General features: G+C 68.6%; 20 protein-coding genes and 2 pseudogenes. 16 read left to right on the top strand and 6 right to left on the bottom strand.

Features of this window, described 5'->3' with window-relative positions; translation table 11 throughout:
* Positions 1–91 precede the first annotated feature (91 nt).
* The 12 genes from ACZ7LU_RS38600 (at position 92) to ACZ7LU_RS38545 (ending at position 9,914) form a co-directional block, all read left to right on the top strand.
* The gene (locus ACZ7LU_RS38600) at positions 92–400 is read left to right on the top strand and encodes a hypothetical protein (protein WP_471919495.1); all 309 of its coding nucleotides are present in this window, start codon (positions 92–94) and stop codon (positions 398–400) included.
* Positions 384–785: a hypothetical protein gene (locus ACZ7LU_RS38595; protein ID WP_471919494.1), complete on the top strand. Its 402-nt coding sequence runs from the start codon at positions 384–386 to the stop codon at positions 783–785. Before ACZ7LU_RS38600 ends, ACZ7LU_RS38595 begins: the two co-directional genes overlap by 17 nt.
* A gap of 480 nt (positions 786–1,265) precedes the next feature.
* Complete coding sequence (locus ACZ7LU_RS38590) at positions 1,266–1,817, top strand: hypothetical protein (RefSeq protein WP_471919493.1); 552 nt, start codon at positions 1,266–1,268, stop codon at positions 1,815–1,817.
* Positions 1,814–2,473 carry a hypothetical protein gene (locus tag ACZ7LU_RS38585; protein WP_471919492.1) on the top strand — a complete coding sequence of 220 codons (660 nt, stop codon included), beginning with the start codon at positions 1,814–1,816 and terminating at the stop codon, positions 2,471–2,473. Before ACZ7LU_RS38590 ends, ACZ7LU_RS38585 begins: the two co-directional genes overlap by 4 nt.
* 90 nt (positions 2,474–2,563) lie before the next feature.
* A complete protein-coding gene (locus tag ACZ7LU_RS38580) occupies positions 2,564–3,379 on the top strand; it encodes a DNA glycosylase family protein (protein ID WP_471919491.1) in 816 nt (271 codons plus the stop codon).
* A 51-nt stretch (positions 3,380–3,430) separates the two neighbouring features.
* Positions 3,431–5,005: a B12-binding domain-containing radical SAM protein gene (locus tag ACZ7LU_RS38575; protein WP_471919490.1), complete on the top strand. Its 1,575-nt coding sequence runs from the start codon at positions 3,431–3,433 to the stop codon at positions 5,003–5,005.
* Positions 5,002–5,655 carry a dTMP kinase gene (tmk, locus tag ACZ7LU_RS38570; protein ID WP_471919489.1) on the top strand — a complete coding sequence of 218 codons (654 nt, stop codon included), beginning with the start codon at positions 5,002–5,004 and terminating at the stop codon, positions 5,653–5,655. The genes ACZ7LU_RS38575 and tmk overlap by 4 nt, the downstream gene beginning before the upstream one ends.
* Positions 5,652–6,119 (top strand): NUDIX hydrolase, encoded by a 468-nt coding sequence (locus tag ACZ7LU_RS38565; protein ID WP_471919488.1) that lies wholly within the window; start codon positions 5,652–5,654, stop codon positions 6,117–6,119. The genes tmk and ACZ7LU_RS38565 overlap by 4 nt, the downstream gene beginning before the upstream one ends.
* Before the next feature lie 103 nt (positions 6,120–6,222).
* Positions 6,223–6,813, top strand: coding sequence for an AAA family ATPase (locus ACZ7LU_RS38560; RefSeq protein ID WP_471919487.1), 591 nt, complete (start codon positions 6,223–6,225; stop codon positions 6,811–6,813).
* A gap of 266 nt (positions 6,814–7,079) precedes the next feature.
* Complete coding sequence (locus tag ACZ7LU_RS38555; RefSeq protein WP_471919486.1) at positions 7,080–7,718, top strand: GntR family transcriptional regulator; 639 nt, start codon at positions 7,080–7,082, stop codon at positions 7,716–7,718.
* Positions 7,719–7,820: 102 nt separating this feature from the next.
* Positions 7,821–8,864: a hypothetical protein gene (locus ACZ7LU_RS38550; RefSeq protein WP_471919485.1), complete on the top strand. Its 1,044-nt coding sequence runs from the start codon at positions 7,821–7,823 to the stop codon at positions 8,862–8,864.
* 201 nt (positions 8,865–9,065) lie between these two features.
* Positions 9,066–9,914: an SDR family oxidoreductase gene (locus ACZ7LU_RS38545; protein ID WP_471919484.1), complete on the top strand. Its 849-nt coding sequence runs from the start codon at positions 9,066–9,068 to the stop codon at positions 9,912–9,914.
* A gap of 290 nt (positions 9,915–10,204) precedes the next feature.
* Here ACZ7LU_RS38545 and ACZ7LU_RS38540 read toward each other — a convergent pair whose 3' ends face one another.
* The 3 genes from ACZ7LU_RS38540 to ACZ7LU_RS38530 form a co-directional block, all read right to left on the bottom strand.
* Positions 10,205–10,711, bottom strand: a complete 507-nt coding sequence (locus ACZ7LU_RS38540) for a hypothetical protein (protein ID WP_471919483.1) — start codon at positions 10,709–10,711, stop codon at positions 10,205–10,207.
* Positions 10,708–11,799 carry a helix-turn-helix domain-containing protein gene (locus tag ACZ7LU_RS38535; RefSeq protein ID WP_471919482.1) on the bottom strand — a complete coding sequence of 364 codons (1,092 nt, stop codon included), beginning with the start codon at positions 11,797–11,799 and terminating at the stop codon, positions 10,708–10,710. The genes ACZ7LU_RS38540 and ACZ7LU_RS38535 overlap by 4 nt, the downstream gene beginning before the upstream one ends.
* 174 nt (positions 11,800–11,973) lie before the next feature.
* Positions 11,974–12,246, bottom strand: coding sequence for a hypothetical protein (locus ACZ7LU_RS38530; RefSeq protein WP_362991058.1), 273 nt, complete (start codon positions 12,244–12,246; stop codon positions 11,974–11,976).
* A 458-nt stretch (positions 12,247–12,704) separates the two neighbouring features.
* Here ACZ7LU_RS38530 and ACZ7LU_RS38525 point away from each other — a divergent pair, with 458 nt between their 5' ends.
* Positions 12,705–13,025: an arsenate reductase/protein-tyrosine-phosphatase family protein gene (locus ACZ7LU_RS38525; RefSeq protein WP_471919481.1), complete on the top strand. Its 321-nt coding sequence runs from the start codon at positions 12,705–12,707 to the stop codon at positions 13,023–13,025.
* A gap of 83 nt (positions 13,026–13,108) precedes the next feature.
* Here ACZ7LU_RS38525 and ACZ7LU_RS38520 read toward each other — a convergent pair.
* A pseudogene (locus ACZ7LU_RS38520) lies at positions 13,109–13,816 on the bottom strand (UDP-N-acetylglucosamine--N-acetylmuramyl-(pentapeptide) pyrophosphoryl-undecaprenol N-acetylglucosamine transferase); the annotation flags it as partial.
* A gap of 6 nt (positions 13,817–13,822) precedes the next feature.
* Between ACZ7LU_RS38520 and ACZ7LU_RS38515 the strand changes: the two are divergent.
* Positions 13,823–14,245 (top strand): annotated as a pseudogene (locus tag ACZ7LU_RS38515) (ATP-binding protein); the annotation flags it as partial.
* Between the two features lie 31 nt (positions 14,246–14,276).
* Here the strand turns inward: ACZ7LU_RS38515 and ACZ7LU_RS38510 are convergent.
* Both ACZ7LU_RS38510 and ACZ7LU_RS38505 read right to left on the bottom strand, forming a co-directional pair.
* Complete coding sequence (locus tag ACZ7LU_RS38510; RefSeq protein ID WP_471919480.1) at positions 14,277–14,867, bottom strand: alpha/beta hydrolase; 591 nt, start codon at positions 14,865–14,867, stop codon at positions 14,277–14,279.
* A gap of 648 nt (positions 14,868–15,515) precedes the next feature.
* A complete protein-coding gene (locus ACZ7LU_RS38505; protein WP_471919479.1) occupies positions 15,516–16,292 on the bottom strand; it encodes an alpha/beta fold hydrolase in 777 nt (258 codons plus the stop codon).
* A gap of 112 nt (positions 16,293–16,404) precedes the next feature.
* Between ACZ7LU_RS38505 and ACZ7LU_RS38500 the strand changes: the two genes are divergently transcribed.
* Positions 16,405–17,232, top strand: a complete 828-nt coding sequence (locus ACZ7LU_RS38500; protein ID WP_468317677.1) for a helix-turn-helix domain-containing protein — start codon at positions 16,405–16,407, stop codon at positions 17,230–17,232.
* A gap of 610 nt (positions 17,233–17,842) precedes the next feature.
* Positions 17,843–21,661 carry an nSTAND1 domain-containing NTPase gene (locus ACZ7LU_RS38495; protein ID WP_471919478.1) on the top strand — a complete coding sequence of 1,273 codons (3,819 nt, stop codon included), beginning with the start codon at positions 17,843–17,845 and terminating at the stop codon, positions 21,659–21,661.
* The last annotated feature ends 68 nt before the right edge of the window (positions 21,662–21,729 follow it).

The following is a 21,729-nucleotide window of genomic DNA, read 5'->3' as shown; positions in this document are numbered from 1 at the left end:
GGCCCGCGCCTGTGCCGCACGAAGTACTTCTCGCGGCCGAATTGAGAGCATCGTGATCATCCCCCACGAGGCTTCGGCTCGGTCCGACCGTGTGGACTCTGCTCCCATCAAGCAGACGATCACGGAGGCGACCCTCCCCGGGGTGGCAATGCCGCCGCGGGCCATGCTCGCCGTGCGCATCACCGCGCTCATCAGCCACGTGAAGACGCTGCTGCCCGCGGTGCCACGGGAATCTCCCGCATACGGGCACGCCCAAGACCTGGTCCTGCCCCGAGCTCGGCCTGGTCCGCAGACCAGTCATTACGAGCTGTGGCAGTACTCCCTCACCCTCGCCCACGCCGTCCAGGACCTGCTCGACGTGGCCCAGCAGGAAGCAGGACCTCATGCCGCCCAGCACTGATCAGCACCCGCCGCAACAGGCCGAAGCCTCCGTCGGCGTTGATCACGTCGCGATCTGTCGCGCGGTAGAGCGCGCGCTCGCCACACCCCCGCCGCCACGCAAGGACGACATCCTCTTCAGTGGCGAGCCGCTCGGACCGCCCAGCGTGGTGGATCAGACGAAGATGCTCTTGGCCGTGCTGCCCACGTTGCTGACCACCTGCCAGGACGTCGTCGCGTCGTGGGAGCCCGAGCCGCAGCAGATGGTGCTCCACATGATCCGTGACTGCCACGCTCTGATCGAGCGGCGGCCCTTCATCCCGAACGCCGTGGACGCCCACGACTACCTCCTCCAGCTCGCCCGGGAGACCCGAGCTATCGCAGCCCTCGTCTACAACGGCCGATGAGCCATCGTGCGATCGCCCGTGCCGAGATGGCTCTTACCTTCCTGGCTTGTGCCGCACTCCTGACTGCCTCGTTGACTCGCGGCGGCTGATCTCCCGCTCCACATCCGAGTAGGAGCGGGCGGTGCCCTCCACCTGAGGACTGTGCGTGGGCACCAAGGGGGTCGTGCGCGCCTTCCCCTTGCACCGGTGCGCACGGCCCCTCCTCACCCTCCCGGCCTGGTGAAGGGGGTCACACCTCACCAGACCGGGCACACCGTGCGCTCGACGAGATCAGGTCGGGAGCGAGCGCACGGAAGGGCCCCCGAGGCCCACCCCGGGTGCCGCCCCCCGTGGCGTCGGCGCGGCACCCGGGGCCACCCCCTCGAAGGAGGGGGTGGCTAACCGGTATGCGTAGAAAGGCAGTTCATGGAATCCCCATTCCTCCCACCCTTCGTCTGCGCCCTCCTTGCTAACGGCGCCACCCCGGGCGAGGTCCCCGCTGTGGCAGGCGCAGACGCCGCGCAGTGGCTGGAGCCGTTGAAGCAGAACGTCGTCGACCACCTGCGCGGGCCCGCCCTCCGCAACAAGACGGCGTCCTTCCGGAGCGACGGCTTCGTGCACATCCCCCTGCCCAGTGGCCAGAACGGCACGTGGGCACACCTACGCCTGTGTGATGACGACCAACTTCTGCCCTGGCCGGTGACCGCCAGTGCCGTCGTGCTGCCGCGTACCGGCAGCATGGTTGTGCTGCACCTGGCGGGCAGCACGATCCTGGAGATGTTCGGACACGGACAAGACGACGGTGCGAGCTTGCCCCAGTACGTGCGCACGCTGGGTCCGGGGCACGTGATCGCTGTCCACGCCGGCACGCGGTGCGCTACCCAGAGCCTCGACAGCGTCCAGCTCATCGTGAGCCAAGACCCCGACTTCCCCAAAGGCCGGGTGCCGTTGCCCCTGGAGGACCAAAGTTGGGCCATCCACGGCGCACGGTGGCGGCTCAGTGTCCCGTCGGCCAGTCCCCTCTCCGCTGCTCTCGCCCGGAGCGACGCATGATGTCCGCCGTCCCTGATTGGCTGCAGAGCATCACCTTCGGCGCGGACCTGCGCACGGCGCACCTCACCGGCTTCCTTCTTCTGGACCGGCTGGCTGCTGACCGGGCCCTGCTGTCCCAACTCGTGCACCGGATCGAGTTCGATGTGGAACGACTCGCGGCGAGCCGCGTGACACTCCTGCTGGACCGGTTGTCGCTGTATGAGCCGCCGGACCACAGTTTCGAGATCCGGCTGAACATGAACCCCCGCCAGGACAACCAGCTCCTCCCACACGATCACTGCTACGACTTCGCAGCGCGCATCCTGACCGGGGGCTACACGCACGTGGTGCGGTGCCGCACCAACGGCAACGACGGGGACTTCACCGCTGGGGACCTGCTGACGGGCGTCGTCACCCTCGAACAGCCCGGCTCCTCCTACACGCTGGGGCACACCGCGGTGCACCAGGCAGTGATGCTTCCCGGGACGGTCAGCCTGTTCGTACGCGGCCCCCGCCGCAAACGCCGCTCGCACGCCGCCGCCGACCTCATGCCGCCGGTGGATCAGTGGCCCGCGCCGGCCGAGCCCGACGGCGCTCCGGAGGAATCGAGGTCGGCCACGCGCGCCGAGTACCACGCGATGCGCCGCCATCTAATTCAGCAGGGCCTCATCGACTGACCGGCCGCCGTACCCTCCGTGGTTTTCGTGCCGCGCTCCGGCACGGAATGCTACGGCGCACCAACCGCACCGCCCCTCAAGGAGCCCAGCATGAACGCCAGCACCGTCCTGATGACCGATCACCCCGCCTGGGCCCAGACCACCGGCGGTACGTGGGCGCGCGCCGTCCGCAGCGGCCGCGCGCTGTGGATGGCTTCCTGGGGGTTGTCCGGGGTGCAGCTGCAGTGCCTCGATGGCGCGGAGGACACCAAACCGGTCATCGCCGTCACCGAGCCGGGCCTGCTGCCCGCGGGCGTGCCCGCCGAGCTCCAGGTGGCGCTCGTATCGCTCGGGGTCGCTCAGCGGCTGGCCAATCCGTGGCTGTGGGACGCCCTGACCGCCGCAATCCTGCGGCAGGTCGTACGCGCAGGCCAGGCCCGTCGCCTGTACCGCGCCTGGTGCCGCACGTATGGGGCGACGGTGGACACCGCGCACGGGCCGCTGCACATCGCCCCGGAACCCGAGCGGGTCCTGGCCCTGAGCGATGAACAATTCGCCGAGGTCGGGGCCAAGTTCCACCGCAGCGCCCTTCGGGCCGCCGCCGAGCACTACACGCGCCTCCACGCCGACTGGGCTCAGCTGCCCGCGCCGGAACTGGCGACGGCTCTGACCGCGGTGCCGCGCATCGGCCCGTGGACCGCGGCGGCCGCCGCATCCGACTTCACCGGGGACTTCAGCATCTACCCGCACGACGACTACGCCGTACGGGCCTGGGCGGCTCAGGCCGCCCCCTCTTACGCCTGGCCCGACAAGAAGGACAAGTCCTTCGGGCCGCTGTGGAAGGCCTTCGCCGGGCCCGACCCCAAGAACCTGCACGCGCTGACCCTGTTGACCCTCGCCTTTGGGTCCCACGCGCCATCCCGGTAGCCCCTGCCGCAGGGGTGCCGGCCGCTTCCTCTCCGTTGACCTGGAGGAACCATGCTGGCCACACCCGCACCATCACGTTCGTCGGCCCTCGACCTGATCAGCGGCGCCGACCCGCAGCACCCGCTCGACGCCCTGTTCGTGAACGCGCCGCTGCGCGACTACGACGTCCGCCCGCGCCTGAACGACTACACCCTGCCGGTCCTCGGCATGGCCTACATCGCCACATACGCCCACCAGGTCGGCGGGTTCAACGTGGGGGTCCTGGACGCCGAAGCGCACGGTCTGGGCCTGAAGGAGACCGCACGCATCATCAACCGTGCACGGCCCCGCTGGGTGGGCATGAACCTGCTCGCCCCCACCTACGAGATGTCGGCCCAGATCGCGGCCGACCTCGATCCGGGCATCGCGCTCATGGCCGGCGGACACCACGCCAAGGCCATGCCCGAGCGGATCTTGGCCGACCCCCGCATGGCCAACCTGCGCGCCCTCGTCTTGGGCGAAAGCGAACTGCGGGTGGCCGCCCTCCTGGAGGACGAGGACCGCCGCCGGGAGCTGCCCGGCGTGCTCTGGCGCGACCATCTGCTGGGCACCCGCGCCACCGGCATCCAGCGGGATCCGAAGCTCACCGCGCAGATGCTGGGCCCGGACATCAACGCCCTGCCCCATGTCAACCGTGCCTTCCTGCCCCAGGACCCCTACCAGGCGGCGCCCACCGAGACCGACCGCCGCCTGGCCGAGAGCCGCGAAACACCGCTCCTGGCCCGCGGCGCACGCCACGGCCACATGGAGGCGAACATCGTCGGCTCCCGCGGCTGCCCCTACAACTGCACCTTCTGCGGCGCCGCCGTCAGCGCCAACCCAGACGCGCTGATCCGTGTCCGCGCCCCCGAGAACATCATCGAAGAACTCGACACACTGCACGCCGAGTACGGCACGACCGCGTTCCGCTTCGTCGACGATCTCTTCCTCGGCATCGGCCGCGTCATCGAGGAACAGATGGCAGCGTTCACCCGCCACAGAATCGGTGAGCGGTATGTGTGGGACGCCACCGGCCGCATCAACGTCCTGGACCGGGTCTCCGACCGCGAGCTGGAGCGGCTCGTCGCCAACGGACTGCGCGAGGTCGCGCTCGGCATCGAGTCCGGCAGCGACCGCATCCTCAAGGCGATGGACAAACGCATCAACGCCGCCATGACCGAACGCGTCGCGCGCCGCCTGGTCGAGCACGGCATCGGCGTGAAGGGCTACTTCATCCTCGGCTTCCCCGGCGAGGATCACGACGACATCCAGGCGACCGTCCGCCACATCCACAACCTCTGGCGCATCGCCGACCGCAACCGCGCCACCATCCGGGCCAGCGTGTTCGAGTTCCGCCCCTACCCAGGCACCCCCGTGTGGGACACCCTCACCGCCGCCGGCCACCACCCTGACCAGCTCCTCGCCTACGGCGACGTCGACCTCACCCAGGACGGCGCCGACGAATCCATGCGCCAGCGCGACGAGTTCAACTTCTCCGTCGGCATCCAGTTCGGTGACGTCCCCCTCACCGCGGTCCGCTCCACGCTGGCCACCCTCACCCGCGAGCAGCACGAGCGCAATCAGGCCCCCCAGGGGGCCGCGGCATGACACAGCGACGCGGAATGTTCATCACCCTCGACGGCCCCTGCGGCGTCGGGAAGTCGACCACCGTCGAGGCCCTGCGCCGGGAGATGCACCATCGGGGCGTCACCGTGCGCCAGACCGTGGAGCCCTCCACCAGCAAGCTCGGCACCTTCACCCGCGAGAACGCCTCCGCCATCCACGGGCACGCCCTTGCCTGCCTGGTCGCAGCAGACCGGTACGCGCACATCGAACACGAGATCAAACCCTCACTCCACGCCGGGGACACGGTCATCTGCGACCGCTATGTCGCCTCCACGCTCGTGCTGCAGCAGCTCGACGGCGTGCCCGTGGACTTCCTGCTCGACCTGAACGCCGACATCCTGATGCCCGACCTGGCGGTGATCTTGACCGCGCTGCCCGGACTCATCGCCAACCGGGTAGCTGAACGCGGCGCCCGCCACCGCTTCCACCTCGACCCGACCGCACCGCTACGCGAAGTCGACCTCTACGCCGAAGCAGCCCAGACCCTGATGACCAAGGGCGTCAAGGTACTCCTCCTCGACACCAGCGACGCCACCCCATCGGATGTCGCCAGCCGCATCGCCGACGAATTACCGCCCCCCTCGGTAGCGTCGGCTGACACCTCCAGACCAACAACCCCCCAGGAACCATGAATCCCAACCCCAAGCCGGCCCAGCCCGTCATCGACACGCACGTCATCCTCCGCGACGGCGACAAGATCCTCTTCTCCCTGCGCGGCGGCAACTACGGCACCAATCAGTGGCACATGCCCAGTGGCAAACTCGACACGAACGAAACACTGCGCGCCGGCGCCGCCAGGGAACTCTTCGAAGAGACGGGCGTCACCGTCGCGCCGGAAACACTGCGCCTGGTCCACGTGGTGCATCACAAGCAGAGCGAGTCGATGGAGCGCATCGGTTTCTTCTTCGAAGCGACGCAGTGGGATGGCGAGCCCGTCAACAAGGAGCCGCAAAAGTGCCTCGGCCTTGAGTGGTTCAGCGTCCACGAGCTCCCCGACGACATCATCCCGTACCCCGAAGCGGGACTCCTCGGCTACTTGGCGGAGGGCACCCTCACCGAGCACGGCTGGAAGCCGAGCGACACGCCGTCCGTATGAACTCCTCCGGCCCGTCTTCGCCGCGGCGCAGCCCTGCCCTGCGTCGCGGCTGTGCCGCCCGGCCTTTCCTGCGCCCCCGAACCAGAAGAGGAGCCACCCTGTGGTGACGTCCACCCAGCCCATCCGGATCGCCATACTCGGAACCCACTCCACGGGCAAGACGACGCTCCTCAGGCGCATAGAGATGGAGCTGCGTGGTCACGGCCTCTCCGTGGCGCGCACCGGGCAGCTCGGCATGCGCGCCTCCGCGGCCGGCCTGCCGACGATGCAACACCACACGGTTCAGTCCACTGAGTGGATCATCGCTCAGGGCATCCTTGACGAGACGACCGCAGCCGCTCAGGGTGCCCAGGTCATCCTTATTGACCGAGCCACCCTCGACGCCATCGCCTACTTTCAGGCCGCGATGGCATTCCGCGCCGAGACCCCGACCCGTCTCGAACGCGAACGGCTTCTGGCTCTGGCCTCCACACAGCTCCCCAAATACGGCCTACTGCTCGCGACTGTGCTCGACGGGAGCATGCCCGTCGACACTGACCACGACCCTGGCTTCCGGTGTCTCGTCGACCAACACGTGCACCGTGTCCTGGACAACGACGTTATCCCCCACCACAGGGTGACCAGCGACCCCGACAGCCAAGCCCACGCGGTCGAGGTCGCCGTGCAGCACTGCCTGAAGGAGGAGGTCGTCTGACTTCCGCGCGTTCATGGACACCATCACCGTTGCCGGAAGGGCCGTGTCTCAGCACGGGTTCGCCCCCTTACACCTGACCGGCTCCTGCGCCTGAGACGACGACCGCGACACCCCGCTCAGCCAGCCGTGCAGCCCCTGCTCCTGCCCCTCTTTCTTAACTCGAAAGCGCAGCTCAACCGAACATGGCCGACTTACACGATCTGCCGCGGTCGACACTACGGCGGCTCCCCGACAGGTCCCGCTCCCAGATCCTCCCGCTCTACAAGGTGCTGCTGGAGGAGCTGCACACGAAGAAAATCGTGCCGGGACAGGTGATCACCTACCACGAGCTGACACACCGCTTTAGCGCCCAACTTGAAGTAGTGGCCTGCGTCATGCGGCTTCTTCGGCACGACGGCCTAGTGGAAACCAGGCCCCGCCTGGGCACACGCGTCATCGTCGACGGTGAGACCTGGACGGTCCCTGACCGGGATAAAAACATGTCCCTCGCCGCGTATGTCGAGAAAGTCATGCGCGCCAGACTCGCCGACCGGGTGTATCCGCCGGACACCCAAATACCGACCTTAGGTTTGCTGGCCGAGGAGTTCGGAGTGGGGGTCAAGACCGTCCGCAACGGCCTCATCCCGCTCTTCCAAGAGGGGCTTCTGAAGACCTCCAACCACAAGAGGTACGGGACGAAGGTCACGAGACGGGTCGACAGGACGCCGCGCACCAAACTGCTTCAGCTGGCCAAGCGCCCTTCGCACCCCCGCGGGACGCTTCACCGGGCATGGGGAACAGCGAAGACCCTCGCTGAATGGAGCCGTGACGAGCGGTGCAAGGTGCCCTACCGAACATTAAAATCGCGGGTCCTAGACCACCACTGGCCACTCGAACACGCACTCACCAGACCGCGCGATGTGTAACCGAGCGCGACCCTTGACGTAACGCAACGCGGCACTGCCGCGTCTTTCTGAGTGGCCATAGCCTTGGAGCGGGCCCGAAAGCTTCATGGGAGAGCCCTGCACATGACCAATGAGGCTTCGTCCCGCCCTGCCACCGCAAGCAGGCACCCGAACAGCTGGGTCGTCGCAGCCGAGATCGCCGTCGACGAGGCCATGGCCCGCGTCGCCGACTTCCGCGGCTCCTTCAAGACCAAGGTCGAGCAGCGTATCAACGCGCTGGACACGTACTGCAGGGACTGCCGGCGTCCTTACCTACGACCGCCTCGTCTCCATGGTCTCGGTGCCCCGCATCCCCGTCTCGTGGCTGTTCGCCCTCGCCCCCGGCGGACGCCTGGTCACCACGATCACGGGCACCGGCCTGATCGTCACCGCCGACAAGACCGACGACGGCGGCGCCAGGGGTCGCGGAACGTCCTGGCGGGCGGCATTCGCATCAAGGACGAGCGCGGCAACCCGACCTACGCCGACGACCTGAGCGAGCTGAAGAACTTCCTGCCGTTCCAGGTCGAGATCGGCTGCGGTACCAGCGCCGAGGCCGGCGTGCCGCCGCTGCACTTCCTGCACGAGGTGTACCGGGTCACCGAGCGGAGCGACAACGTCGTGAAGCAGGCGCACCCGTTCGTCCTGCGCCCGCGGCAAGACACCCTCGTACGGGAGATGCTGCTCAACGATACGAAAAAGGCGGACGACCTGGTCGAGATGTTCCGCAAGAGCTTCCTTGCCCAGCCGACGGCCGCGCACCACGCGCTGCATGAGGCAGGACACTTCGTGGGCCCCGTGAGCCAGCACAACTTCGATCTGCTCGCCGCGCGTGCCGGGGTCCCGGAGCACTTCGTGCGCCGCTACGACCAGAAGATCCGGCCCGTGCCGTTCCACCCCGAGGCGAAGTCACTCGTGGTCATCGGCCTGCACTCCGACCGGCGATCTGTCCAGAAGCGGGCCCGCCAGCGCGGCATGCAGGTCTTCTACGTCGACACCGAGGGACTGGAGGAGCGCGGCCGGTACATGCCCTACCCGCTGGAGGGTCCGCAGGACGGCGACATCATCGTGAAGGCCGCGGCCATCCCCACCCTCGTCAACCTGTGCCACCAACTCGGCGTCAGCTGATCGCGCCCCTGCCCGGAGCACTGCAGCCGGAGGTGAACCGCGCTGCCAGGGCTCCGGGCAAGCTGGCGCCCCAGCGCGTGTCCGCCGTCTCGAACAGCGCAATGCGCCCTTGAGCGACTCGACTTGGGAGCCCCTTGCCAACCGATAGCGTCGGGGGCACATCGAACTTGGTGTGTGCCGACCAGACAAGGACGACCTGCAATGCGTGATTCGGTGGCATGGACGACTCTGATCGTCGGCGGCAGCGGCTTCCTGGGAACCGAGTTGATCCGGCAGGCGAAGGCCGCAGGGCACACCGTGGTCGCGACGTACACGACGAAGCCGGGCGACGCCGCACCGTCGGCCTGGTACCCGCTGGACCTACGAGATGCGGAAAACCTGGAAGCCGTCATGGCCGAGGTGAACCCGCAGCGCGTCCTCAACGTAGCGAGCGGCGGGGCCGACTGGGCGGTCACGGCCCAGGGCCCCATCCATCTTGCGATGCTCGCGGCCAGGCACGGCATCCGCATGGTCCACGTGTCCAGCGACGCGGTGTTCTCCGGCGCCCGGGGCCGCCGCTACGACGAATCCTGCCTCCCCGACCCCCTCACCCCCTACGGCGCAGCCAAGGCCGCGGCAGAGACCGGAGTGCTCGCCGTGCACCCGAAAGCCACTGTCGCCCGCCCGTCACTGATCATCGGCTATGGCCGCTCGGCACACGAAAAGGCCGTCCACGAACTCGCCGCCGGCGCGCGCGACGGCGCCCTGTTCACCGACGACATCCGATGCCCCGTACACGTCACCGACCTCGCCGCCGCCCTCCTGGAGCTGGCGGCATCCGACACAACCGGCATCCACCACCTCGCCGGCCCTGACGCTGTGAGCCGACACGAACTCGGGACGCTCATCGCTCGCCGAGACGGCCTCGACGCCACGCGGCTGCGCCCAGGCCTGCGCGCCGACAGCACGCTGCCCGGCGCCCTCGACGTGCGCCTCGACAGCCAGGCGACCCAGAAGATCCTGCGGACCACCCTGCGTGGTGCCCGACAATTCTGCGCCGAACCCGAGTGACCACCATTGCCGGTATGCGAGAACGCCCGGGTACGCCACGGGGGGAACAGATTGCGACTTTCACTCCGGGTGTGAAGGGGAGTGAAGTCGACGTAACGGAACGCGGCACTGACTCGTCTCCCTGAGTGACCATGGCACTCACGAGCCTGTGACCTCGCCCGTGCCCGGCCAGCGATGCAGTCAGCAGTAGCTGCGGTGCACACGGCGGCGGTGGCCGCGCCCACGGCACCCCCGCAATAGCTGAACCGACGTTTTCGCCGAGCTCGCTCACCTTGTCGGTCTTCCACGGCTCAGTACACCAACCCCGGCGCCTGCCAGGTGCGCACGAGATGGTTGAGCACGGCGGTCTCGATGCCGATGGCGGCGGCCACGGCCGTGAGCGGGTGGCCCAGGCCGTGGTGGAGGACGGCCACGTCGTACTGCAGTGGCGAGTGGGCGGTCAGGGGCAGGGGGCAAGAGCGGCTGCCGGTGTGGGCCACGAGCTGTTCCCAGGCGTAGGCACCTGGATTGGGGCGGCTGATGACGTAGGGCCAGTGGGTGATGATGTGGCCGAAGGTGGCCGCGACGGCGTGCTGCGCCTCGTGGTGCGGCAGATGGGCGTGGGCGTAGCCGAAGTAACAGTTGTGGTGCAGGGAACAGAACGCCTCGAAGGCCGGCGGGAGGGCGAGCGGAGTGCCTGCCCCGATGGTCGGGGTGGTGAGCCGAGGGCGGCTGGGTGCGCCGCGGGGGCCTGGGTGCCGGCACGGCGGGTCCGGTGTGGCGGGGCGGGAGGTGGAGGCCCGGGCGAGGTTACTCATCCGAAGGCTCCGGCGGGCAGAGGGCTGACGCCCGGGGCGGTGGTGCGGTCGGGGTGAGGCCTGGCGGCCGCCCAGAGGGGGCGGATGGTTTCGGGGCGGCCGTGCAGGGCGCTGACCAGGCGTCCCATCGTTTCCCATTCGGGGACGTGGGCGCCCTCCAAGATGGTGGAGATTTCGTGGGTGGACAGCGTGTGGTCCAGGCGTGAACTGAGCTGTGCGACGTCGGGGTTGGCGTCGGCGAGCAGGAGGCCGCGTAGGGCGGCGCTCAGGTTCACGGGTTCGGCGGGGCGCAGGCCGCGGGCTTCGTTCCACAGGGGCAGCAGGTCGGCCGGGTCGGCACCGCAGGCGGTGGCGATCACGCGGGTGATCCGCCAGGAGGGCAGGCGGTCACCGGTCAGGACACGGGAGATGTAGGAGGCGGAGACGCCGGCTTTCCTGCCGAGCGCGCGCAACGTGAGGGTGCTGGTGCGCTGGAGCTGGGACAGCGCCCGGGCCAGTACCTGGCCGGGGTGGTCCAGATCCCTGGCAGGGATTCCCTCATCGGTGGTCTCCGTGGTCTGCTCCCCCGGGCCCGGGGCGGCGGTGCGGTGCGGAGGGCGCTGGCGGGGGACGGCCCTCACCGGCGCGGCGGCGGCCGGCGGCGGCTGGCGGCGCTGGGCGCGCAGCTGGCGGCGGCGGCCGGCGGCTTCCGCGGACCAGTGGCGGCTGACATTGTCTGTGCCGACGTTCAGGGCGCGGGCGATGTCCGCGGACTTCTTCTTGTGCCCGCGGGCCTGCTGCACCACGGCGGCGGTCAGGTCCTGCACCTCCCGGTCGAACAGCGCGATCTGCTCGAGGGCCTCGAGCGGCCGCCCCTCGGTGATGAGGTCCTTGACGCTCTGCAGGTGGTGGACGCATTCACCGACGACCTGCTCGGCGTAGGCGTCGTGGTCGCTCTCACCCTGGAGGCCGGACAGCTTCCGGTAGGCGCGCCCGCACGCGTCGGAGCAGTACCGCGAGGGCCGGCCCGGGCGGGGCTTGGCAGTCTGCGGGACCGGCTTGGTGCAACCAGGGTTGGCGCACCTGGGGGCCTGGTCCTTCGGAGTCATGTCGTGTAGTCCCTTTCGGGGGTGTGCTACCGGGAATCTCAGGTGGAATTGGGGGGTTCCACAGCGCCCCGAAGATTGCTCTCGGGGTCATCTCTGATCGCCGCCCGGTCCGTAGGCGGCACAGCCGGGTGCCGTGGGGCCGCTGTCGGCAGCAGCCCCACGGCACCGGTGGCGTCAGGTGACGGAAATACGCCGGTAGCGCACATACGAGCGGCGCAGGGCGAGCACGAGGAACGGCACGACGGTAAGCGCGAATTCGCTCGACTCGGGCCGCATGACGAGCACGACGACCGCGAACAGTGCCGAAATGACCCCGCCGAGCTGCATGTTGACCTGCTGGTCACGCTGCTCGCAGGGTTTAGCCCAGACCTGTCGAGGGATGCTAGCTTCGGGTCCCTTCAGCCGGACGGTCCGCACCGGTCGGCTTGGAATGTGGTCGGGAGGCATACGCCCTCCTAGATCAGTGATCCGAACAGATGGCGAGTCAGCCCTGGTTCAGATGTGGCGTCCGGGCCGGGGCTGCTCGTATGCCGCCGAACGTACCGTTCACGCAGACGAGGCACCATCACTACAGTCCGTTAATGGGACACTTGCGGTTCTCTCTCGTTCGCTTTTGCGACTCCGATCGGAACTCGATCCAAATCGGTCAGACTGCAACGCAACAGAGCGCGAATATGCGCCAGTCACTCAGCCGGGTATGGCGGACGGTCGCGCCAGTCGCGCCACCCCTATGCCCACGCACCACCCCGCGCTCACCGACGCGCCGCCTCCTGAACGAGCTCCGAGCCCCCTTCGGCACCAAGCGACGCCAGCACGATCCAACGCCGGCACCCGCGACGGCCTCCGTAGCGAACGCCGCCCGGCAGAGCATCACGCCGTGGAGGGCACGTGCGCATCCTGACCGTGTGCCTCGGCAACATCTGCTGCTCTCCCTATGCGTGCTCGCGCACTGCGGCGGCCCGGCCGTGGAGGTGCGCTCGGCAGGCCTGCGCGACAAATGGGTCGGCATGCCCGCCCACCGCTACATGATCGCTATCGCGGCCGCCCACGGCTACGACCTGCGCAGCCACCGCACCACCCAGGTGAGCACCACTCTGCTGGAGTGGGCGGACACCGTCCTGGCGATGGACCGCGCAGTACTGACGGAGCTGCGCGGCTGCACCGATGAAGCGATCGCCGGCAAGCTCGCCCTGTTCCTCGGCGACCAGGACGTCGCCGCCCCCTAGGGGCAGGGCGACGACGTGTTCACCGCCTGCGTGGCCACCATCGAGGCGGCCGTGGCGCAGCACCTTGCCTGACCGGCAGGGGCCTACGCTCTGGCGGCCGCGAGCACGACATCGACCAGGCGCTCGGCGGCGTCGGGGCGCCCGTAGGACCGGGCCCGTTCCGCCATCGCCGAGCGCTGCTGCGCATCCGTCAGCAACGGTGCCGCCGCGGCCTGCAGCCGCTCGGCCGACACCTCGTCGACCAGTGCGACGGCCGCCCCGTTGTCCGCCAGGTGACGCGCGTTGTGCACCTGCTCGTTGCCGGCCGAGGTCGCGAGCGGGATGAGCACCGCCGCCTTGCCCAGCGCGGTCAGCTCGCTGATCGTCCCGGCACCGCTACGGGAGATCACTACGTCGGCCAGGGCCAGCACGTCGGGCAGCTCGGCACCGACGTAACCAGTGAGGTGATAGCGCGCCGCGCTCGACGCAGGCAGGTGTGCTGTCTGCTGGCGCAGGTTCTCGACGTTGTCGCGGCCGCACTGGTGGATGACGTTGGCGTGCTCGAGCAGCCACGGCAGCGCCCCGCACACGACGTCGTTGATCTGCTGCGATCCCTGGGCGCCACCCGTGCCGTAGATGGTCGGCAGCTGACGGTCGAACCCGTGCAGGTTCAAAGCCTGGATGGCCTTCTCTCCCTGACCGGTGGGGACTTCGGGGCGCACCGGGTTGCCGGTGACCACCGTCAAGGCACGCACCGCTTCCGGCAAGAGTGGCACGGTGGACTCGGAAGAGACGGCCACACGGGTATCGCTGCTGCGGCGAGAGTCTTAGGCCAGCAGGCCGTCCGCCAGGGCGCCAACGTCCGCTTCACCAAGACCAGCCGCATCCTCGCCGAGCTCGCCGGCGGCCACGCGGACCGCACCTGGGACAGGCGCTTGCGCGAACTCATCCGCCCTGACCTGCTCATCCTCGACGGCTTCGCCATGCGCCAGCTGTCCGCATCCCAGGCCGACGATCTCTACGAACTCGTCTCCGAACGACAGGGCCGATCCCTGATCATCACCAGCAACAGGGCGCCCAGCGACTGGTATCCCCTCTCCCCCAACCCGGTCGTCGCTGAGTCCCTGCTGGACCGGCTGATCAACTCCAGCCACCAAGTCATCATGAACGGACCCAGCTACCGGCCCAACAAGCGGCCAAAGGGCCCCACCGGCAAGCCGGACACCTCCGCCGGCGGCTAGAACCCGCCCGAGCCGATCTTGTTAGATGCCCTCAGCGGCCGAGCGAGCCGATGAAGTGGTCCAGCCGAGAGACGACTTGCCACAGGACCTCAACCGATCCTGCGGCATCGTCCGCAAGCTCCAGGCCATGGTCCGCCGAGGGCACTTCCAGGACATCGTGTCGCAGGGATGCAGCAATTCGTGAATCCCAGAGCTTGTCGGCACTTCCGCCGATGAGGAGGGTCGGCTCCATGGCTCGCCGGAGAGCCGCGGCAACATGGTCGATGGTCAGGACCGGGGTGAGCCAGGCTCCCGGGATGTTCCTGTCAGCTGCGATGCCGCAGGCGAGGGAGCCCAGGGACTTGCCGACGACGAGCCGACAAGCCCCCGCCTCGGCTTCGATGGCCTCGGTGACCTGTCGCTCTACCCATGCGATCCGGTCGTCCACCGTGAACTGCGCGAACCCATCGGGGATCTGCCACCACAACTCCTGAACCGTCCAGCCGTGCTGGAGCAGGACACTCCGGGCGAAGTGCAGTAGCGGCCTGGCAGGCGAGTAACCGACACCTGGAACGACAACTGCGACACGATCTCGGGCCCCGTCGAAACGGGTGGGCATGGCGAAGGGGACGGGATCAGACATGGCCGCAGACTACTAGCGAGCTGATCACGTGGCTCCCGGTGCTCGAACGCCACCACAACCACCACCACCTGGGGAATTACGTGACCGTCGACAGATCCTCAGCCTACCGACCACCACCTCCCGAATGCCGCGTTTCAGGGGTGCGGAGGCAGTTAGCGATCAACCGGCTCAGGCATGTCAACGAAAGGTGACGGCAAGTGGCTTGCCCCCGTACAGGCTGGTCGCCTCACGGCCCTGGCGATCGGTAGGTTGTGCCGTCGAACATTGATGCCTGCTCAAAGAGGGGTCAGGGATGAAAGACCCCGAGCTCACGATCAAGCTCACCTGCGACGGAGCAAGGATCCTGTCGGACTGGCTGGAGCGACTGCAGACGACCGGCCTCAGCAACACGGTCGACCATCCAGCCGCATAGGCGCCGATCCACCGAATCGCCGGCCAGCTCAACCAGATGCTCCCCGCTCTGTTCTTCCCCAGTGACGACGAGCGGCTCGAGGAAGCACGGTCCTGCCGAGAGTTCAGAGCGGCCCCCGGCCGGCCGCGGCAAGCAGCTCTGGCGGAGTGCCTATCAACGCGGGAGGGCTGGGATTCAGTCTCCGGGTGTCCCGTGTGTGATCGTGGACGAAGTCGATTTGCAGGCCGTACTGATGGTCAGACTGCTGGTGCGAAGGCCGTGATTGCCTCGACGAGATCGGCCGGAGCTTCCAGCGGGATCAGGTGACCCGTGTTCGGGATCACCGTGAGGTCGGCTCCGGAGAGGTAGGGCACCAGGTTGTTGACGAGCACGTCGACGGGCTCGACATGGTCGTTCTCTCCGGCGACGACGAGGGCGGGGACGCTGATCATGCGAGTGTGCTCGCAGATGTCCTCCGCGATGCCGCGCAGCGGCCACTCAGTACGGGCGGCATCGGAGCTGGCCCGTGAGTCGGTCGCGATCTGCGACTTGATCGATTCGGGCAGCTCGGTCGCGGTGAGGATGTGATCCCGTGCGCCGGCGACGGACTCGTCAGAGTCGTAGGCGCGGGAAAGGCCTTCCTGGTACTCGGGAGTGATCTCTACGGCGGGCTTCGCCGGAGCGGAACCGACGAGGATGATCCCGCGCAGGCCCACGGGCCGGGTCGCCGCTATGAGCTGTGCGATCTTGCCACCCATGGAATGCCCGACGAGGAGGTAGTCGGTGATGCCCGCGTCGGCGATAACGGCGAGCGTGTCGTCGGCGAGTTGGCGGAGGCTGTAGGGGCCGGCCAGGTTGCTCGAGCGGCTCCACCCGCGGAAGTCGACAGTGAGCATGTCGCGTCCAGCGAGGCGGTCGACGACGAAGTCCCAGGTGCGGGCGGATCCACCCCAGTAGTGCAGGAACACCAGGGTCGGTCCGGTCCCCCGCCGGTGGTCGTAAGCGGGCAATAGCGGCTGCTGCGTCATGTTCATCGTGACTCTCTCGATCAAGGTTCTGAGGCGGTTGTTCTGTGTGTTCATCGAATCTCTTCCGCTGTGCCGGGGCATCGGCACGACTGGTCGCCTGATGGTGGAAACTGGACAGATGGCCGTGATCCGCCAGATGACTTACCAGCCCGTCGGGCGCCGTGCCGCCACTGTCGAAACCATGACGTTCGACCGCCTTCGCGAGCTGAACGACGGCGGGACGCAGCGTGCCGACTTCCACGTCCTGGCCGTCGTCGATGCCGGGCACGGATCCGTCACCGTGGACTTCCTCCGACACCCGCTCCAGGAGCGGTCCGCGGTGTGGGTCGCTCCTGGAGCTGTGCACCGATGGGATGACATCGCTGGCGTGGCTGGGCACGTCGTGCTGTTCGTGCCGACCGCGCCGGTCACCCACGCCACCCGGGAACTCGTCGCGTCCCCGGACCTGGTCGCACACTGGTGCATTCCCGACGCGGACTGGCCGTTCGTCGAGACCGCGCGCGACCATCTCCTCCTCGAAGCATCCGCCCCGCCCGGGGATATCTCGACGGAGCTGCCCGAGATCCTGCTCTCCGCGCTCATCGCCCGGCTACGGCCTCCCCACGCCGAAGTACGGTCGATCAATCCGGTGTTCCGGCTGTTCCGGTCCAGCGTCGATGCGCACTTCCGGGAACATCACGACGTCGGCTACTACGCCCGGACACTGGGATACGCCCCCCGCACCCTCACAAGAGCGGTGCAGCAGGTCACCGGCCGCAGCGCGAAGGCGTACATCGTCGATCGGATCGTCCTGGAAGCCAAACGGCTCCTCGCACACGACCGCCTCACTGCGGCCGCCTGCGCCAACACGCTCGGCTTCCCCGACGCGTCCAACTTCTCGGTGTTCTTCCAGAGGGCGACAGGCATGCGCCCGGGCGCATGGCATGCGATGGTGGCCGCCGAGTGAGGGGATGTACTTAACAAAGGCACCATCCATGAGCACAGAGCGTCGCAACTCCATGATCGTCAGGGCTCCGTACCCGGCCCGCTGCTTGGGTATCACCGTGCCTATCTGTGCGACCTCTAACGACCTGGGGAGCGATACCAGCTCCGGATCTGCCTGACGGTCTGGGCCTCTGGAGGGAGCACCGTGGAGCGGGCGCGGCACGGTTGCCCGTGGTGCAGGGTCGAGGGCGGGTGCCGCGGGGGCATCACTTGCCTTTGCCCGGGGTGCGTTTGGCCGGGCGCCCGCGGTGGTCGAGGTGACCGGGGCTTGGCCCAGGAACCTCACCGAGATTGAGCGGCTCGGTGTACTGGTTCTTGACCCCGCTGACGCACCGATGCTGGCTGGCGATCCGTGTATTGGCGTGGCTGGCCCCGCGCACGGTCGGACACTTGCCGTTGCGCTTCGGCCAGACCCAGTCGCACAGCTTGGTTTAGCGGCCGTCGAATTGTTGAGCTTCCTGTGACGTGGTGCTGTACAAGAACTCGAGTGATGTGGGACGGCTGCGGGCGGGCGGCTTCTGGGGGCGGAATGATTCATGCTGGATGCGTGACGATCAGCGGGGGAGGCTGTGATGGGGCGTCGTGAGAAGCCGGTGGACCCAAGTCAGGGGCCGGTGGAGGAGTTCGCGTACGCGTTGCGCAAGTTGCGTCAGGAGGCGGGCACGCCGACCTACCGGGCGATGGCTCGGCAGGCCGGCTATTCGGTCACGGCCCTGTCGACGGCCGCCGCAGGGGAGAAACTTCCCTCCTTGGCGGTGGCCTTGGCATACGCGGAGGCATGTGGAGGAGACAGGGCGCAATGGCAGGAGCGATGGCGTAAGGCGCAGCAGGAAACGGAGGCCCGGGCCGGCGTCCCGCAGGAGGAGACGGCCGTGGCGCCGTATCGCGGACTGGTGCGTTTCGAGGTCGGCGACCGAGATTTGTTCTTCGGCCGCGCCCGCCTGACCGACGACCTCCTCGGCCTGGCACGTGCCCACCGTGTGACGGCCGTGTTCGGCCCCTCGGGCAGCGGCAAGTCCTCTTTGCTGCGCGCCGGCCTTATCGCGTGCCTGCGTGAGGCCGAGGACGCCGCGTCGCGCCCGGCGGCTATTCGCGTCCTGACCCCTGGGCCGCGTCCGGCAGATCACACGAAGCTGTTCATCCCGGCAGCGGCGTCAGGGGAAACCTGGCTGATCGTGGACCAGTTCGAAGAGACGTTCACCCTCTGCCACGACCCGGCGCAACGGCGGGCGTTCATCGATCTGTTGCTCTCCGCCCGCGACGGCGGCAGTCGGCTGCGGGTGGTCATAGGTGTGCGGGCCGATTTCTACGCCCGCTGTCTGGAACACGAGGGGCTGGCCGCGGTCATCCAAGAGGCGAGCCTGCCCGTCGGCCCGATGACGCCGTCCGAACTGCGCGAAGCGATCGTCAGACCCGCCACTGCAGCGGGGCTGATCATGGAGCGCGCCCTGACCGACCGCCTCATCGAGGAGGTGGGCGAAGAGCCGGGCGGTCTGCCGCTCCTGTCCCACGCCCTCCTCGAAACCTGGCGCCGCCGCCGGGGCCGCACTCTGACCCTCCAGGCATACGAAGCGGTCGGCGGCATCCACGGCGCCATCGCCCAGACAGCCGAGGCGTTCTACACCCAGCTCACCGAGCCCCAGACCGAGACCGCCCGCCGCATCCTGCTGCGCCTGATCACCCCGGGCGACGGCACCCCGGACACCCGCCGCCCCGTCGACCGGACCGAGCTGGACAGCACCGGCCCCACGGGCAGCGACTCCTCCACACTGCTGCACACGCTGGCCCGCGCCAGGCTGATCACTCTGGACGAGACCACTGTCGACCTCGCCCATGAAGCCCTGATCACCGCATGGCCTCGGCTATACCGATGGATCGACGAGACCCGGGAGCGACTGCGCCGCCACCGGCGCCTGACCCAGGCCGCACGCCACTGGCAAGATCGCGGCCACGACAGCGCGACCCTGCTGAGGGGTGCGGAGCTCACCGAAGCGGAAGACGCTTTCCGCACCGCTGAGCAGCAGGGCGACCTGACGGTCCTGGAACGGGACTTCCTGCATGCCTGTGCCGCGGCCCGGACCCGCGGGCGGCGGGTCCGGCACGGTGTGACAGGTGCGGTAGCGCTGCTGGTCTCGCTCGCGCTGGTGGCGGGCACCGTCGCCTGGCAGCAGAGCAGGACCAGTGAACAGCGGCGCCGAGAGGCGGTGGCCCGGCGGGTAGCCGCAGTGGCCGACAGCATGCGCGCCTCCGACCCCGTCACGGCGATGCGGCTGAGTGCGGCTGCCGCGGCGCTGAACGAGACGACCGAGACCCGCTCGGCGCTGCTGGGCGCCCTGTCCCAGAAGGAGCAGGATGTTTACGGAGTCCCCGGGGTGGAGCCCATGGGCATGACGCAGCTGAGCGAGGACGGCCGCACCGTCGTCGTGGCGGGTGACCGTGCCGTACGGGCGTGGAGCACCACCGGGCACCGGCCCACAGGCCCCTCCCTCCCTCTCAATGGCGAGGCAGCGGTGGCCCTCGGCCCCGACGGACGCCAGTTGCTGACGACGTCGGACGACCAGGTCCGGCTGCGGAACCTGCGGACCGGGAAGCCGATGGATGCGCCCTTCGGGCACGCCGACTCGACCTACTCCTTCGGTCCCAGCGGCCGCATGGTGCTGGAGGAACAGGAATCGGGCGACATCACGCTCTGGGACGCGAAGCGTCAGCGCGTGAGCTTCCAGCGGCGCGGTCCCGCCATCCAGTGGGCCATCAGCCCGGACGACCGGCTGCTGGCCCTGTGCCCGGACCGCAAGGGCCCTTTGCGGATCCGGGACCTGACCGGGCACCGCAAACAGGTGGAGCGGTCCAGCCCGTGGCCCGGCGCGTACGGGCGCAACGCATGCGACGAGGAGTCCTCCCTCCACTTCGCCCAGGACAGCCGTGCATTGATGGCCCTGACCACGGACGAAGTGCGGGTGTGGGACCTGGACAAGCACCGGGAGCGGACCCGCATCCGGCACAAGGGGCTGGATGAGGCGGCCCTCAGCCCCAACGGCAGGTTCATCGTGGCCACCGACGGCGAGGAAATCCTGCTGTGGAGGACAGCGAACCCCACGAAACCGGTCTTCCGCATCCCTCTCACCAACGAGTCAGCCACTCAGCTGCGCTTCGACGTGAACGCCGGAGCGATCCGCTACCTCAGTGAGCTCGGCAGCACCGACCTCACGGTGCGCACCCTGTCCTACGGCGCGGCAACAGCCGACGGGTGGAGAAGAGAGCCCGCCGCCCAGGCCAAATACAGCAAGAACAGCCGGATTCTGGCGCTCGAACGACGCAGCAAGGACACCTCGCGGTTCGAAGTGCGCCGCGTCCGGGACGGAAAGCCGATCTCTCACACCCCTGCTGTGCGGTGCGAAAGAGCGAAGTCCCCCTACAGCGACGACACTTGTCGCACTGAACTCACAGTCGCCCCTGACGGCAGCGCCCTCGCCTACACGAGGCTCATGCTCGACGCCGATGGCAGCCCTGGCAAACAGAGCCCTGTCACGCTGTGGGACGTGCGGAAGAGCTCCCGGTCCCGCTCGCTCACCAGGCCCGGTTCCTCCCGCGAGGACGCCGCGGTGGTGGGCCTCGCCTTCACCCTCGAAGGACGGTCCCTGCTGATCCGCCACTGGGGCAAGGCGCCCACGGAAACCTGGAACGTCTCGACCGGCACGAGGATGCGGCGGGCCACCGCTGAGCGGCCGACCCACAAGACCGGCACTCCAGACGGCAGTTTTCGCGTGGAGTCCTTCATGACCTCGCAAGACAGCGACCCACTGGCGATGCGCCCCGACGGACGGCTGCTCGTCGCCCCTGAACAGACGATCACCCTTCCCTCGGGCCGGACCGCCGCCAATAGACTCCCCGACAAAGAGATCAGTGCGCTCGCCTTCAGCCCGGACGGCAAGCAGCTGGCCGCGGGCGCGACCAGCGGACGGGTCGCACTCTGGGACGGCGAGGTGAAGCAGAACCTCGGCTCACTCGCCGGGACGTACGGCGCCGCCCGGCCGGGACCCGGGGACACCGAGGCGGTCACCGCGCTGGCCTACTCACCCGACGGCAGCACTCTGGCCGTGGCGGGTGACCACGGCACGCTGCAACTCTGGGACGCCGCCTCCCGCCGGCCGCTGGGCACCCCTCTGCCGACGCCGGGCGACGCCGTGCTCGCACTCGCCTTCTCCCCGGACGGCCGCACGCTCTACACCGCGGGCGAGCACAGCACCCCCCGCTCCCTCCCGGTGGACCCGGAGCGCGTGACCGCGTCCGTCTGCGCGCGCGCCGGCGGCAGCCTGTCCCGGTCCGACTGGCAGAAGTACATCCCTGAAGTGCCGTACCGCGATTTTTGTCCAGCTGCAGACCGAACATGACCGAAACGAAGGAAGATGCTCGCCGTGCTCGTCGGCGGCGCGCTCGCTGTGAACTCGCTGACCCTGAT

The organism is Streptomyces sp. NPDC039462, from assembly GCF_055639375.1.
The sequence above is the reverse complement of the archived record's forward strand: the minus strand, read 5'-3'. Positions and strand labels throughout refer to the sequence as shown.

What these genes read in the sequence shown, in the direction of transcription:
- ACZ7LU_RS38595 (WP_471919494.1), top strand. Translation starts at nt 384, where the DNA reads ATGCCGCCCAGCACTGATCAGCACCCGCCGCAACAGGCCGAAGCCTCC.
- ACZ7LU_RS38585 (WP_471919492.1), top strand. Translation starts at nt 1,814, where the DNA reads ATGATGTCCGCCGTCCCTGATTGGCTGCAGAGCATCACCTTCGGCGCG.
- ACZ7LU_RS38580 (WP_471919491.1), top strand. Translation starts at nt 2,564, where the DNA reads ATGAACGCCAGCACCGTCCTGATGACCGATCACCCCGCCTGGGCCCAG.
- ACZ7LU_RS38575 (WP_471919490.1), top strand. Translation starts at nt 3,431, where the DNA reads ATGCTGGCCACACCCGCACCATCACGTTCGTCGGCCCTCGACCTGATC.
- tmk (WP_471919489.1), top strand. Translation starts at nt 5,002, where the DNA reads ATGACACAGCGACGCGGAATGTTCATCACCCTCGACGGCCCCTGCGGC.
- ACZ7LU_RS38565 (WP_471919488.1), top strand. Translation starts at nt 5,652, where the DNA reads ATGAATCCCAACCCCAAGCCGGCCCAGCCCGTCATCGACACGCACGTC.
- ACZ7LU_RS38550 (WP_471919485.1), top strand. Translation starts at nt 7,821, where the DNA reads ATGACCAATGAGGCTTCGTCCCGCCCTGCCACCGCAAGCAGGCACCCG.
- ACZ7LU_RS38545 (WP_471919484.1), top strand. Translation starts at nt 9,066, where the DNA reads ATGCGTGATTCGGTGGCATGGACGACTCTGATCGTCGGCGGCAGCGGC.
- ACZ7LU_RS38540 (WP_471919483.1), bottom strand. Translation starts at nt 10,711, where the DNA reads ATGAGTAACCTCGCCCGGGCCTCCACCTCCCGCCCCGCCACACCGGAC.
- ACZ7LU_RS38535 (WP_471919482.1), bottom strand. Translation starts at nt 11,799, where the DNA reads ATGACTCCGAAGGACCAGGCCCCCAGGTGCGCCAACCCTGGTTGCACC.
- ACZ7LU_RS38530 (WP_362991058.1), bottom strand. Translation starts at nt 12,246, where the DNA reads ATGCCTCCCGACCACATTCCAAGCCGACCGGTGCGGACCGTCCGGCTG.
- ACZ7LU_RS38510 (WP_471919480.1), bottom strand. Translation starts at nt 14,867, where the DNA reads ATGTCTGATCCCGTCCCCTTCGCCATGCCCACCCGTTTCGACGGGGCC.
- ACZ7LU_RS38505 (WP_471919479.1), bottom strand. Translation starts at nt 16,292, where the DNA reads ATGAACATGACGCAGCAGCCGCTATTGCCCGCTTACGACCACCGGCGG.
- ACZ7LU_RS38500 (WP_468317677.1), top strand. Translation starts at nt 16,405, where the DNA reads ATGGCCGTGATCCGCCAGATGACTTACCAGCCCGTCGGGCGCCGTGCC.
- ACZ7LU_RS38495 (WP_471919478.1), top strand. Translation starts at nt 17,843, where the DNA reads ATGGGGCGTCGTGAGAAGCCGGTGGACCCAAGTCAGGGGCCGGTGGAG.